Raw genomic sequence first — 14,921 nt, 5'->3', positions numbered from 1 at the left:
TCCACTCAGGAGTAGACAGAACGCCAAGAAGGCCGTGCGCACGGTTGGCACCAACAACCTGCCAGAACAGGATCCCCAGACAACCATTGTTCTCCCCCAACCCCCTTCCCGCGATCCCAGAATGACTGCGTCTCGTGGTCATTCAGATCCGGTTGACCACGACCGTGTCATCGATCATCACGAGTACCGTATCATCGTTCATCACGAGTGATGACGAATCGGGACAAAACATCACGAGAATAAAAGACCGGTCCGGTCTCAACCAACCCGGGATGCTCCCAAACCCTGGCTTTGGAGTATGCCAGACAGGGTAAATAAAAGTCAATTCTGTCTTCAAATTTTTTTCCCGTACCAGCACTCTCGAACCGGAAAATCTGCGCAAAAAAAAGAGTTTTTACAATTACCAAGGGCACCCCATGACACGATCACATGGTCAGAGGCATGCCATACGGCTCCACAGCAACAGGACTCCCCCTACCCAAGGGCACTCCATGGCACAATCACATTGGTGGCCAAACAGCAGCACGACACCAGAAAAAACATGGTCCGGTCCAGCACATAGGCCATGGGTACATCATTTCTGGTGACATAAAAATGGTTCGACATCAGCGACAGGGCAATGGTCAGAAAAATGGTGCCCATGCCAAAAACAGCGATATGATCGACCAGGCCGAAAGAGCCGGATGGCGGTAAAATCGAATTGGCAACATAGGAGTTGGTTACCGCACCAAAAAAAGCGGCGGATGGCAAGGAAAAACGCGGACTGACATCGGAAGGTCTGACAAAAAAGTTTGAAAGTGCCAAAAGCAGGGAAGCAAACAGGGAAATAAATATTTTAATATAAACACCGATATTGCTCCGCTGAATTTTGATTCCAACCACATATTGCGAGCGTGTCTCCTTGCCAACACCGGCCCTCTTTGGATGGCTAAACGATGTTTTATAAGTATGCGGTTTGACAACATAACCCTTATTGACAATTTTGTAACCGGGAATTTTGACGCGAGAACTGATATCCGAATCCTTATCCAGAACATAACGTAAAACATGAGCATCGCGGGTTCCATCTTCGATGAACAAGTTCAGAAGATGCCCCTCCACGGGAACACGCATTGTGTCAAAAAATTTAAATATTCTCGCGGAAACACGGAGTTCCTGGTAACGAACACCATCGTCACCATAATAATCTTCCATTAATTCTTTTTTGATGATCATACCATCAACAATGACAAATTTATTTCCAGGATCAAGATCTCGAATTTCTCTGGTCTTTCTGGTCTCCTTGATCTCCCTGGTCTCTTTGGTCTCCTTGGTCTCTCCGGCAATTTTATTTTTGGAGGTTTTGGAACGTTTCGAACTCCTGGTATCCTTGACGTCATTGACTTCCTTGACATCATTTGCTTCCTTCATCTCCTGGATGTCCTTGATATCCCTGGAATCGGTCCAACTGAACCAAATATAAAATTGAACATTCCAGGCAGAATCCCGGATCGACAAATTTTCAATGTTATCAATATATGTTCCCACCTTGACCGTGGTAAAATTTCCCTCTGCCGGCAACAAGTCGGGTGGCGTCTTGCCAGGTTCGACCAGGGCCTGACTCATCCTGGTCAAATGAATCTTCTCTGCTTCCAGTTTATTGGCCCGAAGTATGGATATACTGAAATAAACTCCAAAAGAATAAAGAACAATAATTAAAAAAGCCGTCGCAAATAAAAACCTCTTCTTTTTCGCTTCCAGACTTTTCCAATTCTTGAAATACACAAAAACACCTTGCCTGAAATCACTGCATGGAAACCGATGAATCACAAAGATGGCAGAGTCACCAGAAAGAGGACAACAATGTGACCTCTTGCATCTCGTGTTGGATCCTAGCCGTTCAGAAAATCCACGTCAAGCAGACGACCCGACAGGTCAGGACCATGCCTGGACCATGCATGCAAGATCATCTCCTGCCGACATCTGCTTTTCTTGAACCTTCTTATGCCGTAATCTGTTCAGCAGGGAGTGTATGATGGAAACTGAAAAGATCCAGGAAATTGAAATCAACCTGTTGCTGGAAGCGCTGTTTCTGCGCTACGGCTACGATTTTCGCCACTATGACCGGGCCGCGATCAGGCGACGCATCCTGCACTGCCTGGAATCCTGCACCTTTGCCCACATTTCCGAAATCGTGCCACACCTGCTGTACCAGGGGACTTTCCTGACCCGCCTGGTCCATGCCCTGTCGGTCAATACAACGGAAATGTTTCGTGATCCAGAGAGTTTTGCCGCCTTGCGCACCAGGGTCTTGCCAACCCTGGCAACCTATCCTTTCATCAACATCTGGCACGCCGGGTGCGCCACGGGTGAGGAAGTCTACTCCCTGGCCATCCTGCTCCATGAAGCAGATTTATTGAAACATGCCCGCATTTATGCCACCGACATAGACGATGAGGTGTTGGCCAAGGCCAGGGATGGGGTTTATCACCTGGACCGTCTGGCTCCTTTTGCAGATAATTATCGTCAGGCCGGCGGTCATGGTTCACTTGGCGAGTATCTGACCACCGGTCACGGCCTGTTTCGCATGCATGACTGGCTGCGCGACAACATGGTATTTTCCAACCATAACCTGGTCACTGATGGCGTCTTTGCCGAAATCCATCTGCTGATGTGCCGCAACGTCCTGATTTATTTTGACGCCACCCTGCAACGACGTGCCCTGCGGCTGTTTCATGACAGCCTGACACGGGGCGGTTTTCTGTGTCTGGGAGGATCCGAATCCCTCCATTTTTCTGATGTTGCCGATCATTTTCTGCCGATTGCGCAACAGGAACGCATCTATCGCAAGAGCCTCACCCCGGAATCTCGAACATGAGCGACCTGCCCCGTATTCTGGTGGTCGATGACCAACCCGCCAACCTTCTGGCCATGCACCATCTGCTCAAAGGGGTGGCCGCCGCCGTGGTCCGGGCTGCTTCTGGTGAAGAGGCACTGGCCCTCTGCATGCACACTTCTTTTGCCCTGGCGATCATCGATGTCCACATGCCGGGGATGGATGGTTTTGAACTGGCGGAATACATGCGGGGAACGGAACAAACCGGGAGCATACCCATCATTTTCGTGACCGCCTCCCTGGCCGAGGATATCCATGAATTGCGCGGCTACGCACTTGGGGCGGTCGATTATATCCCGAAACCGGTGGATGATCGCATTCTGCTCTCCAAGGTTGGCGTGTTTCTGGAACTGTATACGACCCGTGAAGAGCTGCGCCGCCATCGTGATCATCTGGCCCAACTTGTGAAGGAACGCACGGCATCGCTGGAAAGGGCACAGGCGGATTTGCGTGCCCTGCATCGTCATCTGAACGAGGTTCGTGAAGAGGAGCGCCGTCATATTGCCCAGGCGATCCACGACGAAATGGGCAACCTCCTGGCCAACCAGAAAATGACCATCGAATGGTTGCTGAAAAATCGTTTGAATCAGGAACTGCTGGATACGGAAATGCCCCTTTTGCTGCGCCAGGTTGAAGAGGCGATTGTCAGGGCACGCCATCTTGCCCTGATGTTGCGTCCACCCATACTGGACGAATGTGGCCTGCTGGCCGCCATGGAATGGCAGGCCCATACCTTCGAGCAGGCCAGCGGCATCACCTGCCTGGTCGATCCGGCATCGGTGGATATCACCCTGGAAAATGGAGCAAAAATGGCTCTCTTTCGCATTCTGCAAGAGTCCCTGACCAATGTCGGCAAACATGCCCGGGCCAACGAAGTCCACATACGCCTGGCCCAGGTCAAAGATTGGGTACAACTCACCATCCGCGACAACGGATGCGGCATTCCGGAGCCAATCCTGACCAATCCGCAACGCACCCTGGGGCTGCGCGGCATGGAGGAGCGGGCGTGCCAGAATGGCGGTGAACTCCATGTGGAAACCTCGGCATCCGGAACCCAGATCACCACCAGCCTGCCCCTGCATGATTCTCGTCAGGTCAGAATATCATGAACCACACACCAAAAAGTGGCCGGATACGCATCCTGCTGGCAGACGACCACTCCATCTTTCGGGCCGGTCTCAAAAAAATTCTTGCCGATCAAACCGATCTCTGTGTCACTGGCGAAGTGGATGACGGTGACCAGGTTTTGCCGACCATCAAACAGGGAGAATGGGACCTGCTGCTGCTGGATATCTCCATGCCCGGCAAAAGTGCCCTGGAAATTGTCACGCTGTGCAAAAAAATCAGGCCGGACCTGCCCATTCTGATTCTGACCATGCACCGGGACCAATTGATGGCAACCCGTTTCATCAAGGCCGGTGCCAGGGGCTATCTCACCAAGGATTGTGGCCTGGATCAGTTGCTGCTGGGCATGCGCAAGGTGGCTGCGGGCCGTCGGCACATGGATCCGGAACTGGCCGATCTCATTTTCGAGCATATGGATGGCCGCATCGAATCCCCACCGCATGCCCTCCTCTCCGACCGGGAATACACGGTTCTCTGCCACATTGCCTCGGGCCTGACTGTCACCCGGATTGCTGAAAAACTCTCCCTGAGCGTTTCCGCCATCAGTTCCTATCGCCTGCGCCTGCTCAACAAGCTCGGTTTCGAAAACAATGCCCAACTGACCCGCTATGCCCTGGAAAACAATCTTTTAAAATAAACGTCGCATCCTCTCCTGCCCGATCCCCTGTCATTCCTGCCGTTACTGGAACTGCAAAGCGCTGGCAATCCAACAGCAAAAAATAATTCAACAAACTGCATGACAATTGTGGTTTCGGCGATATGTCTCCCTCCAGTGCCTCGGCTACTCTCAGAGACCTTGTTCTTATTGGGATTGGGATGGATCAATCCTGTCACCGGTCTTCGGAACCTTCGGGGGATGTATTACAATGAAAATTCTGGAAAATTTCAAACTTCGCACCCTGTTGTTGGGACTGTCCACTTTTTTGCTCGTGTCCATGATGCTTGTCGGGGGGGTCGGTCTCAGCAAGATGGCCGCCATCGGCGATGAACTGAAAGGCCTAGCCGAAGAAGACATTCCCTTGAGCGATGAAATCAACGACATTGAATCCAATTACATGAACCAGTTGATCATGCTGGAAAAAATATTGCGCACCGGGGAGTCGCGTGCCACCAATTCCAAGGCAGCCCAACATTTCGACCATGCCGTCAAGGAGTTTGTTGCATCTGGCGAAAAAGTGAATTCAGCGTTCCACAAGGCCGAAAAAATTGCCTCCGAAGCGGCACACCTGGCTGGAACAGCCAGGGAACGCCAGCAGATGGAAGAGTTTGGCAAAGCCTTGAAAGAATTGGATCATGAACACGCTCAGGTCGAAAAACACATCCAGGAAGTCACCGCATGGCTCCAGAAAGGCAAACTCCACGAGGCTCACGAAATATCGGAAAAAATTGAAAAAGAATCCGAAGATGTGGAAAAACATATTGATGCACTGGCAGTGAAAATCAAGAAGTTTACCGCAGAAGCCGCCCAACAGGCCGAACATGATGAACAATCCGGTCTGCGTCTGATCGCCATGGTTGCCGGTTCTTCCCTGGTATTGGGAATTATTTTTTCACTTCTCATGCTGAAGACCATTCTGGGGCAACTGGGCTGCGATCCGTCGGATCTGAATCGCATCGTTGCCCAGGTGGCCAATGGGCAATTGAACGTCGATTTTGCCCGAATTTCCCATATGCGGCATGGTGTCTTCGGATCGGTGTGGCAAATGACGGAAAAGTTGCAACATATCGTCTCTGAAATATGCATGGCGGCACAAAATGTTTCATCTGGCAGTGAGCAGTTGGCCGCCTCATCCGAAGAAGTGGCCCGGGGGTCCACGGAGCAGGCCGCCTCGGTGGAACAGACTTCCGCCGCCATGGAGGAGATGACCGGCAGCATTCAACAAAATACCGATAATGCCCAGCAAACCGAAAAAATTGCCCGCCAAGCCGCCCAGGACGCCGAAGCCGGTGGCAAATCGGTCGGTGAAGCCGTGGCGGCCATGCGGGAAATTGCCACCAAAATTACCGTCATCGAAGAGATTGCTCGGCAAACCAATCTGCTGGCCCTGAATGCCGCCATCGAGGCGGCCCGGGCCGGCGAACACGGCAAGGGCTTTGCCGTGGTGGCCGCCGAGGTGCGCAAACTCGCCGAACGCAGCCAAGTCGCCGCCGGCGAAATCAGCACGCTCTCCAATTCCAGTGTCACCATTGCCGAACAGAGTGGAGCCATCATAGCCAAACTGGTGCCGGACATTCGCAAGACCGCAGAGCTGATCCAGGAGATCGCTTCCGCCAGCCAGGAGCAAAATACCGGTGCCGCCGAGGTCAACAAGGCCATCCAACATCTCGACCAGGTCATTCAACAAAATACCGGCTCTTCCGAGGAGCTGGCCGCCACCGCCGAAGAACTCAGCACCCAGGCGGAAACCCTCAATCAGGTCATCGGGTTCTTCAAAACCTCGGAAGAGATGACAGGCCCCCCCCTGTGCCACATCCCCACAAAAAATGTCCCAAAGGTCCACGGCAAACAGCGCCACCCGACAACCAAATAAGTCCAAAATCGGGAAAAACAAACCCAGGATCCTGCCCGACAAACCGCCGGCAATTGACGGCAATCTCCTGCCGGAACCGACCTGAACACCTGGTATCGGATGACCATCAAGCAGGGTTCTGAACCTCATTCGCTTTGGAATGGTGATTCCAAACATCAAGATGAATACAAGACCGGAACGGAGTTCCAGGAGGAAGGGCAGTGCCCTTCCTCCAACAACACCTGATTCGGCCTGCCCCATGAATCACAACCAACCAAACCCTTTGGCCACCATACCCGCCAGGCCGGCACAAAAACTGAGAACAAAGGCAAAGATCAACCACATGGTGCGACGTACATCACGAAATTCGGTTTTCGTGACATTACTCTTTCTGGCCATGGTCACTCACCCGATATGTTGCGCAATCATCCACTCTCGTTCTGGATCAAAAAGTCGTTCATTTCCTTTTGGCATTGAAAAAGTTGCCTGAGCAACCGCATGTGCAATGCTTCCCGTTCCGCGATGGAAGTACCCGGAATTTCTTCACCACAGGCTGCAAGCAGACTTGCCTGATCAAAAAGATCCGACAACCCGGCATCGATGGAAAGCATGGGAATTTTCCCGGTCAACTGGGTGATGCGCTCGTTCATGGCATCCAGTCGCTGCACGATGGTGGCGATGAAATGGTTCAGAAGAATTTCCCGGGTAGCGGGTCGCAACAACTCCATGATGCCACGGTCCAGGCGCATCACCACGGCGGCATCAGCCGCCAGAGGACTTGGCAATTTGATCCCCAGGGCGGAACAAATATGCCCTTCAAGAGAATTGGGATCCTCCGATGTGGAACCATGCACAATGACGTTGGTTCCGCGTGGTTCTTCCGTCAGGAAGGAGACTTCCCCAAAAAATTGTCCGGCCCGCAACTCCGCCAGAGGTATGGAACTTCCGCTCTTGACCACACTGGCGCGTCCGGCCAGCATCACATAGAGGCTTGTATCAAGATCTTCCTGGTGAATAAAAAACTCCCCCATGCGATACACCTGGAAATGCACAAGGTGGTGCAGATCCAGGATATGGTCCACTTCCGCACTTTCCCACTCACGAAAAAAGGGAAGCTCCTGCAAACACACCAGGATCGCACTCTTGTCCAATATGGTGATCACACGCATCGTCACCTCAACCGGAGACCGGCCTCCTCCCCAGGGCGGAAGATGTTTTCGACAGTATATTCCAGATCAAGGCGTATGGACCAGACGAAACCCAAGGAGATTGTAACGCCGGTCGGGCGGAAACCGGTACCGCTGGTTGGCGCGAATATACCGGGTCCCGCTCAGCCAGGCTCCACCCCGGAATACCTTGCCGTCGCCGCGTGTGGGTCCCGGAGGATTGTGTGACGGACTTTTTTTGAAATAATCCGGGTCATACCAGTCCGCCACCCACTCCCAGACATTGCCGCTCATGTCGTACAGACCATACGGGTTGGGTTCCCGGGTACCGACCGGATGGACGGTTCCCTGGCTGTTGCCGTCGAACCAGGCCACCCGTTCCGGTTTATCGTCACCGCAGTAGAGCTGCTCCCGTCCGCCACTCCGGCAGGCATATTCCCACTCCGCCTCGGTCGGCAAACGGAATCGGGTCCCACTGGCCTGATCCAGCCGGGAGATGAATTGCTGGACATCATGCCAGGAGACGCTCTCCATCGGCTCCCGACCCTGATGACGCGGCTGTTGGCGATCCACCACCGTGGTCGGTCCTTGTCTGGGGGCCGCGCCCATGATTTGTTCCCACTCGTCCCGGGTGACCTCGTAGCGTCCCAGCCAGAAGTCATCCACGCACACCGGGTGTGCCGGTCGTTCATCCAGGCCACCCCGCACCCCGCCCATTTGAAAACACCCGCCCGGAATCCGGACAAAGGAGATGCCCGTATGCGGCTCCCGCCATGTCTCACCGGATGGCGGGGGAGGTTGCAGATTTTTAATGTCCGCCAGTTCGCGGGTGGTTCGTGACGTTGCGGGCGCTGTGCGATCCTTGCCAGACGCAACGGTATGCGCAGCAGCGCCCGGAACGGCAGAAGCACCAGCAGCAGAAGCACCAGCAGAGGAAATGCCGGAAAGACCCGGGGTCCCGATAGAGGAAGCGGTGGCGGCAACCGACGCGGCAGATGCAGGACGCGACGACATTGGTGGCGAAGAATCAAAATCCGCCGGCATGGCAGCCCGCGATACACGGGTCAGGTCCGCAGAGCGACCGGCAACGACGGGAGAAACCGGTGGCGGCAACACAGACGGGCTGACCAGGGGAGGTGGGGGTGCCAGGGTGGCCACACTGTTCGTGGTACTGCCCAGAAAACGGCCATCCATCCACTCCTGCGACTCCTCCTGGGGCACGGCCTGGCACACCACGACGGATTTATTGGCCGAGTAGTAGGTTCCCTGGCCATGCCGCTGGCCTTGCCGATACTCCCCGGCATACCGGGCACCATCCGGCCAGATGAAGGTTCCCTTGCCATCCCGTTTGCCCCCGACAAACTGCCCCTCATATCGGGAACCATCGGGCCAGGAAAAAACCCCATAACCGGTCCGCTCATCATGCCGGTACTCGCCGACATAACGTGCCCCATCCGGCCAGAGGAAACTCCCCTTGCCGTGGCGCTTGCCATTCACCATCTCTCCCTCATAGTGACCACCCGAGGGCCAATCGCGATTGACCCAATCGACCGCTCCGGTCGCACCGGATGAACCACTCAGCCAGGAAAGATCATTCAGCGCACCACATCCCGACAGCAACCACAACAAACCCAGCCAGAAAACACGTTTCACGCCACACTCCCGCAACCACTCCCATGAAACAAAATCACCAGCCAGAAAACCCGTTGCACGCCACGCTCCCGCAACCATTCCCATGAAACAAAGTCACCGCCATTCAACACCACCACAGGATGATGCTGCACGCCACGTTGCCGCAACCGCTCTCATGAGGCACAGTCGTTTCAGTTCAACAGGCTGACTACAAAAGATCCAACACCTTTTCCGGCGGTCTCCCCAGGACAGCCCCACGCTCGGTCATGGCAATGGGGCGTTCGATCAACCTGGGATTCCTGACCATGGCATCGATCAACTCATCCCGTGTCAAATCCGGATTGTGCAAATGGTTTTCACGATAGGCCGACTCTTTGGTGCGCATGATCTGCCGGGGTTCCATGCCCAACAAGTCAAGAATTCTGCTCAAGGTCTCCCGATCCGGCGGCACCTTCAAATACTCCACGATTCCGGGTTCCACCCCGCGCGTGCGCAAAAGTTCCAAAGCCGCACGGGATTTACTGCACTGTGGGTTGTGATACAGGATCATGGGCATCAGCATCTCTCCGATGGAACATCATTTTTGACCGGCAGTCCACCTTGAACAACATCGGCGCATTCCGGATTCTGACCTTTTTTCAGCCAACATTCAAACTTTCCAAAAATCGCTCCAGCCGGTCCCGGGACTCTTTGTGGGCCTGCCGTGCCTTGTCGGCAGTGGTCTGCCAGCGTTCGATCTCATTTTCGGTCTGTTCCAGTTTTTGCACGATACGATCATGAAATTTGGCCCCGGTGTTGGTCGCTGCCAGATTTTCCCGCAACCGGCCTTGTTCCTCTGTCAATTTTTCGAGACGTTGCGCGGCTTCTTCCATGTCCCGTTCGCGATCCTGGACGGTTTTCTGCAAGCCCATCACCTGGCGCAGGGCACCCCGCAACGCCTCCGGCAGGGCACCATTGTCCGCATGCATGAGCAGGGTGGCTGTGTTGCTGGAGAGCAGGGCCAGGCGTTGCCGTTCGATCCGCTCTTCCCGCACGGTCAGGGTGGTGATGACGCCCGGCGGCAGGGTGGTTTCAAAGCGTTGCCATTCGGGCGTGCTTTCGAGCGGGGCGGGACTTTCCGGACTTTTTTGCCAACCGGCCTCGACCGGATGTTCCACGATCAGGGTCCGGGGTACGGTTGCCGTATTTTCCGCCGTATAGTCGCGCATGCGGAGGCGTTTTTCCGTCAACTCCAGCACCCCCTTGACCACCCGACCGGCCGTCAACCGGCTCTCGTTGCGTTCTGCGGGAGGTTTGACCTTCACGGCCAGATCCACGGCAAAACTCAACAGCCGTTTTTGTCCGGGCGGGATCTCTTCCAGGCGGGCATCGCCGCCATAACTTCCCTGTTGATACAGGGTCACCGGTCCGGCTGGCAAATGCTTGCCGGTGGTATTTTCCAGCCACACTCCGGCCAGCGGATGGCGGTCCAAAACCTGCCGGTTGTAGATGCTCACCAGCCGTGCCTGGAGTGGGTCGGCCACGATGGGCAGCATGGCCGATTGCCGCCGCGGCAGAGAGACATCGGCCACGGTATACTGGAACAGGGCACCCTGCTCCGTGGCTGCGGCCACGGCTGTGATCCGGGCCGGATCCAGGGCCTGTTCTTCCCAGGGTGGTGGGGCAGGCGGGGCACTCTGGTCCATGGCTTCCGAGGCCAACCCTTCAGCATCTCTGTCCTTGTCATGTCTGGCCCGTCCCGACGCTGCCGGGGCCGCCATGGCCATGCTTCGGACCGGCACCCTTTTGGCCATCTCCTTGTTGAGCATCGCTCCCCCCCCGGCCTGTCCTCCGGCTGCCGGCATCCCGGCACCATACACGGGAGGCAGGGGTCCGGTTCCAACCTGGGTTTTGACTTCCGGACGTTTGGCATAGAGGGGTTCGTACAAATCCTGCACAAACGATATGGGCCGACCACTGACCAGGGAGAGTTGAATCTTGTGCCAGTCGTTGTCGGACTGGTTTTCCACGATGGCCCACCCCTGCAACGTGGCCTTCGTGCCGTTGGGTTCCGGCAGGAGCAGGCGATAGCTTGTCTTCCAGACCGGGGTTTCCACGACATAGCCGATGCGGACCTTGCGCAGGCCTGCACCCGGAAAGCGGAAGGCAACGCGCTTGCGGCCTTCGCCGCGTCCCTGATCCAGGGTTTCCAGCGCCCGGGTCAGATCGCCGCGCAACGCCGGATCCAGGGGTTCGATACGCCGCAAATCCCGCAGAAAAAAGCTGCGCAGACCCTGCTCCGTGACCAGATTGAGGAGCCAATCTTCCACGGCCTTGCCATCCTTGTCCATCTGCCAGGGGCGTTTTTCGACCCCGACGATGACCCCTTCCTGGCGTTCCCCTCCCCCTTCGACCAACACCCGGGCACCCCGCATTTGCCCCAACAGCCCGGCCATGCCGGGATCCTTGGCGAGATTGACCTGAAACCCGCCCAGGGTTTTGCCGATTGGATCCCGGGCCGGATAGATCACGGTGCCGGGTTCCCCCCCGCCCACATCCTGCAAGACCAGGGATTTCAATACGTCATTGATTTGTTCCCCCTGGAAGGGAAGCCAGAGGGTTTCGCCGCCCGGCAGCTCGCCGGCATGCTGAACATATCCCACCCCGCTGGTAAAGAGGGCCACACTCCGTACCGGCAACTCAGCGGCCATGACCCATCCCCCACCGGCCAACAACCCGCTCACGGCCAACAGGCCCCACCGCACATTCCGCAACCACCCGTTTCGCATGGCAGCACCCTCCAGGGTCATTTGTTCAAGAACTGTATGAAACTGCAAATCCATCCTGAACGTCACGCACTGCTGCATGCATGCGCTCATATTCATCCATGGCCGCCTGCATCCTGGCATCCAGAAGGATGAAGTGCGCTCCCGATACACTCCTTGAAGGTTCCGGAAGCGGCTGGCCGTTGTCCATGCGCCATTCCAACATGGCGGTCAGCACCTCGGCGGCATTGAACAATGCTTCCTCTTCAGTCTCACCCTCGGTAAAACACTCCTCCAGATCCGGAAATCTGGCAAAAAAAACCTTGGGTTCCTGTGGATCCAGCACAACTGGAAAACGTCGTTCCATCTCTCCACCTCACCTCAATTCTTCAGCCTGACACCGGTTTGCCTCTGGATCGCCGCCAACAGGCCATGGCCGAGTTCAGGTGTTCCATGCACGGGCACAAAGAACTGCTTTGCCATCTTTCACCAGGATGTCATGGCTGCCTTTGATCCGATCCAGGCACCATCCTGCACCCTTCAATCTGGCAATGACATCATACCCGTTCATGCGGGAAACAATATACCAGATTGCTGCCTTCCGCCACCTGACAGACCGCATGCATGAACCGACTCTCCTGGATGTCTGGCAAACGAAAAAATGTTTTCCCTGTCCCACGACGGCTTGCCCCTGACAACAATCTGGTTATAAACTCGCCGTCCAGGTGTTCGGGATCGGGCAATGACATTGGGAGGCAAGATGGATCGGCTCAAGGTAACCTGTCAGTATTGTCATTTTGACTATATTGCCCATGACAACTGCTGCCCTCATTGCGATACACCGGGTGAGTATCCCAACGTATTGCTGGCCAGGGGAGAAAAGATTGCACTGGAAATACGCCATGCCGAAGTATGCGTCTGGGCAAGAGAGGAAGGTCTTGAAGCCCTGTTGCAGGATTTTCAGGACACGGTCCAACAAGAATCCAGGGCCTGCATGAATCGCAGTTTTCTTGATGTCCGCCAACTGGTTGAAGAATACGGATGTTATGCAAACTTCTACAAAAAGTTGCAGGCAGGCATACGCTTTCCCAAAAACAATGCCTGGGACAGAAGTCGCGAGATCGTTGATTCCCTGTTTTTTCCCCATTTCAAGGAAAGAATCTGTTTTGCAGCCCTCACCCTGGATCTGCGCGGATTGGAACATTACGGCGCATGCTGTATGATTTTTGCAGAGAGGATGATAGCGCACCGCACAACCTTTTTTCACGAAAATTCTGTCCAGTTTGTCATGGATCGCGATCTCAAATACAAAGAACAAATTCCGGATGGATTCCGGGCAACATGGGAGCAACGTGCCATGCTGGCCATCGCAAAAGCCGGAAAAAAATTGACCAAAACCACGACAAAGGCCGATTTTTCTTCTATAGTGGTCCAGGCGGGAACTCCTGGCATGGGAAACGACTCTTTCATCGAAGGCCATATTTTCAGATCGTTTACGGTACATTCCTTGCGTTTGGTCTCTTTTCCTGCCCAACCGCACGCTCGTTTTGCCGATGATGCAAACATGCTCGAAAATGACCTGCGCGACAGGCAGATACCATTTGCACGCTGGTCGTGATGAACTCTTTATGAACCCCTTGTCGAGGCATCGCTAACCATGGAAGCCCTCCTCTCAGGACCGGCTGGCATGGGTGTCCTTCTGGACCGTGCGCAGGCCTGGGTTGTCCGTCTGGATCAACCCGATACGCTTCCCGAGGCAACCACACCGGATTTGGCATCGCGCCTCTTGTGGGGTCGTGAGAGGGATTTGCGCCGTTTTCAGGTACAAAATTTTCATGAGGCCTACCAACATTTGGAAGTTTTGTATGGCAAGGCCAAGGCGTTGAATTTCACCTTTTCCTTTTTGAGTGATCGGGCCTCTGACAATTCGCGCCGGTTTGCAGCCCAGGTATTGGAAAAAACTCTCCAGAGCCAGGATATCTGGAATTATGTGGCCGGCGTGTTGCACGCCGAACCCCTGCCCAAACCGGATATTTGCGACCTTGTCATCCCCCTTGCAGAGACCCTCGCGTTGTCCCGTACCCTTGCCCTGTTGCAAGAGGTCAAGGAGGGACAACAGGAAATCGGCTTGGTTGCCCAGGCCTGGGATGCCATTCCGAACACCTGCTTCAATCCCCTGGCGGACCGTCCTGTCTGCCTGCAAACCGCTGTGGAAGGTGGATTGTTTCTGGATCTGGTGCGGGTCGTGCGGGGGCTGGCCAAACCGGGTCCGTTGCAACTTCGCGCCATAAAAATTTTGCAGGAATTTTCCGGACATCGGGAAATCGTAAAGAGTTGGAAGGCCCCTTTTCAAATAACCTCCAGTCGGGCTGGATCGGTTCGCTTGAAACTGGAAAAGGAAAAAATAGAACGAGACAGAGCCGCCGCCGAGGCAATGCAATTAATTTCTGCACTCGAAGCATTCGAAAGAGCAAACACCGAGGCAAAGCAGCCAATTCCGGATTTACACAAAGAACAAAACATAACAGACACTGAGACAATGTAATCAATTCTGATGTACATTTGGGACGTGCCCATAAATAACTCAAACAGAACAATCTCCATGAACACAGAGCAGCGGCTTGTTTGAACAGAGCAGCGGCTTGTTTGAGCAGTTAAGAAGTAGGCGTCTTGCTGGCCTTGTCCGCAAACCTTGCCCTGCACAGCATCGACCTGTTCCGCAAACAGGCATCCTGTCTGGCCATGGTGCAGGCAGCCTGAAAATCAAGCCATTCCCACATACCTTTTGACCAGATCGCGGACATATTGCGGATTGGTATCGGGTGGAAAGGGCCATACTTCATCGCCTTCAAGGGGCCAGTAGCGTTCC

At 54.8% G+C, this 14,921-nt stretch carries 13 protein-coding genes; 7 read left to right on the top strand and 6 right to left on the bottom strand.

Features of this window, described 5'->3' with window-relative positions:
• Positions 1 to 211: hypothetical protein (locus HQL65_17365; protein ID MBF0138004.1), on the top strand; the 211-nt coding region annotated here is incomplete at its 5' end.
• 263 nt (positions 212 to 474) lie between these two features.
• On the opposite strand, the gene HQL65_17360 is transcribed toward HQL65_17365, so the two are convergent.
• The gene (locus HQL65_17360) at positions 475 to 1,215 is read right to left on the bottom strand and encodes a hypothetical protein (GenBank protein ID MBF0138003.1); all 741 of its coding nucleotides are present in this window, start codon (positions 1,213 to 1,215) and stop codon (positions 475 to 477) included.
• 799 nt (positions 1,216 to 2,014) lie between these two features.
• Between HQL65_17360 and HQL65_17355 the strand changes: the two genes are divergently transcribed.
• The 4 genes from HQL65_17355 (at position 2,015) to HQL65_17340 (ending at position 6,531) form a co-directional block, all read left to right on the top strand.
• Positions 2,015 to 2,857, top strand: a complete 843-nt coding sequence (locus HQL65_17355) for a protein-glutamate O-methyltransferase CheR (protein ID MBF0138002.1) — start codon at positions 2,015 to 2,017, stop codon at positions 2,855 to 2,857.
• Complete coding sequence (locus tag HQL65_17350; GenBank protein MBF0138001.1) at positions 2,854 to 3,984, top strand: response regulator; 1,131 nt, start codon at positions 2,854 to 2,856, stop codon at positions 3,982 to 3,984. Before HQL65_17355 ends, HQL65_17350 begins: the two co-directional genes overlap by 4 nt.
• A complete protein-coding gene (locus HQL65_17345; GenBank protein MBF0138000.1) occupies positions 3,981 to 4,637 on the top strand; it encodes a response regulator transcription factor in 657 nt (218 codons plus the stop codon). Before HQL65_17350 ends, HQL65_17345 begins: the two co-directional genes overlap by 4 nt.
• A gap of 229 nt (positions 4,638 to 4,866) precedes the next feature.
• Positions 4,867 to 6,531 carry a Tar ligand binding domain-containing protein gene (locus tag HQL65_17340; GenBank protein ID MBF0137999.1) on the top strand — a complete coding sequence of 555 codons (1,665 nt, stop codon included), beginning with the start codon at positions 4,867 to 4,869 and terminating at the stop codon, positions 6,529 to 6,531.
• A 404-nt stretch (positions 6,532 to 6,935) separates the two neighbouring features.
• On the opposite strand, the gene HQL65_17335 is transcribed toward HQL65_17340, so the two are convergent.
• From HQL65_17335 to HQL65_17315, 5 genes are all read right to left on the bottom strand, one after another.
• Positions 6,936 to 7,673 carry a cyclic nucleotide-binding domain-containing protein gene (locus tag HQL65_17335; GenBank protein ID MBF0137998.1) on the bottom strand — a complete coding sequence of 246 codons (738 nt, stop codon included), beginning with the start codon at positions 7,671 to 7,673 and terminating at the stop codon, positions 6,936 to 6,938.
• 72 nt (positions 7,674 to 7,745) lie between these two features.
• A complete protein-coding gene (locus HQL65_17330) occupies positions 7,746 to 9,329 on the bottom strand; it encodes an SUMF1/EgtB/PvdO family nonheme iron enzyme (GenBank protein MBF0137997.1) in 1,584 nt (527 codons plus the stop codon).
• Positions 9,330 to 9,516: 187 nt separating this feature from the next.
• Positions 9,517 to 9,864: an arsenate reductase (glutaredoxin) gene (arsC, locus tag HQL65_17325; GenBank protein MBF0137996.1), complete on the bottom strand. Its 348-nt coding sequence runs from the start codon at positions 9,862 to 9,864 to the stop codon at positions 9,517 to 9,519.
• Between the two features lie 82 nt (positions 9,865 to 9,946).
• Complete coding sequence (locus tag HQL65_17320) at positions 9,947 to 12,076, bottom strand: hypothetical protein (GenBank protein MBF0137995.1); 2,130 nt, start codon at positions 12,074 to 12,076, stop codon at positions 9,947 to 9,949.
• A 25-nt stretch (positions 12,077 to 12,101) separates the two neighbouring features.
• The gene (locus HQL65_17315) at positions 12,102 to 12,419 is read right to left on the bottom strand and encodes a type II toxin-antitoxin system HicB family antitoxin (GenBank protein MBF0137994.1); all 318 of its coding nucleotides are present in this window, start codon (positions 12,417 to 12,419) and stop codon (positions 12,102 to 12,104) included.
• Between the two features lie 393 nt (positions 12,420 to 12,812).
• Here HQL65_17315 and HQL65_17310 point away from each other — a divergent pair, with 393 nt between their 5' ends.
• Together HQL65_17310 and HQL65_17305 are read left to right on the top strand one after the other, a co-directional pair.
• Complete coding sequence (locus HQL65_17310) at positions 12,813 to 13,670, top strand: hypothetical protein (GenBank protein ID MBF0137993.1); 858 nt, start codon at positions 12,813 to 12,815, stop codon at positions 13,668 to 13,670.
• A 39-nt stretch (positions 13,671 to 13,709) separates the two neighbouring features.
• The gene (locus HQL65_17305) at positions 13,710 to 14,597 is read left to right on the top strand and encodes a hypothetical protein (protein ID MBF0137992.1); all 888 of its coding nucleotides are present in this window, start codon (positions 13,710 to 13,712) and stop codon (positions 14,595 to 14,597) included.
• Positions 14,598 to 14,921: the final 324 nt, after the last annotated feature.

It is taken from the genome of Magnetococcales bacterium (genome assembly GCA_015228935.1).
GTDB lineage: Bacteria > Pseudomonadota > Magnetococcia > Magnetococcales > DC0425bin3 > HA3dbin3.
This window is presented reverse-complemented; position numbering and strand designations above follow the sequence as displayed.

Coding starts and splice junctions, on each gene's coding strand:
- HQL65_17320 (MBF0137995.1), bottom strand. CDS start 12,076: ATGCGAAACGGGTGGTTGCGGAATGTGCGGTGGGGCCTGTTGGCCGTG.
- HQL65_17315 (MBF0137994.1), bottom strand. CDS start 12,419: ATGGAACGACGTTTTCCAGTTGTGCTGGATCCACAGGAACCCAAGGTT.
- HQL65_17350 (MBF0138001.1), top strand. CDS start 2,854: ATGAGCGACCTGCCCCGTATTCTGGTGGTCGATGACCAACCCGCCAAC.
- HQL65_17360 (MBF0138003.1), bottom strand. CDS start 1,215: ATGATCATCAAAAAAGAATTAATGGAAGATTATTATGGTGACGATGGT.
- HQL65_17310 (MBF0137993.1), top strand. CDS start 12,813: ATGGATCGGCTCAAGGTAACCTGTCAGTATTGTCATTTTGACTATATT.
- HQL65_17305 (MBF0137992.1), top strand. CDS start 13,710: ATGGAAGCCCTCCTCTCAGGACCGGCTGGCATGGGTGTCCTTCTGGAC.
- HQL65_17340 (MBF0137999.1), top strand. CDS start 4,867: ATGAAAATTCTGGAAAATTTCAAACTTCGCACCCTGTTGTTGGGACTG.
- HQL65_17355 (MBF0138002.1), top strand. CDS start 2,015: ATGGAAACTGAAAAGATCCAGGAAATTGAAATCAACCTGTTGCTGGAA.
- HQL65_17345 (MBF0138000.1), top strand. CDS start 3,981: ATGAACCACACACCAAAAAGTGGCCGGATACGCATCCTGCTGGCAGAC.
- arsC (MBF0137996.1), bottom strand. CDS start 9,864: ATGCCCATGATCCTGTATCACAACCCACAGTGCAGTAAATCCCGTGCG.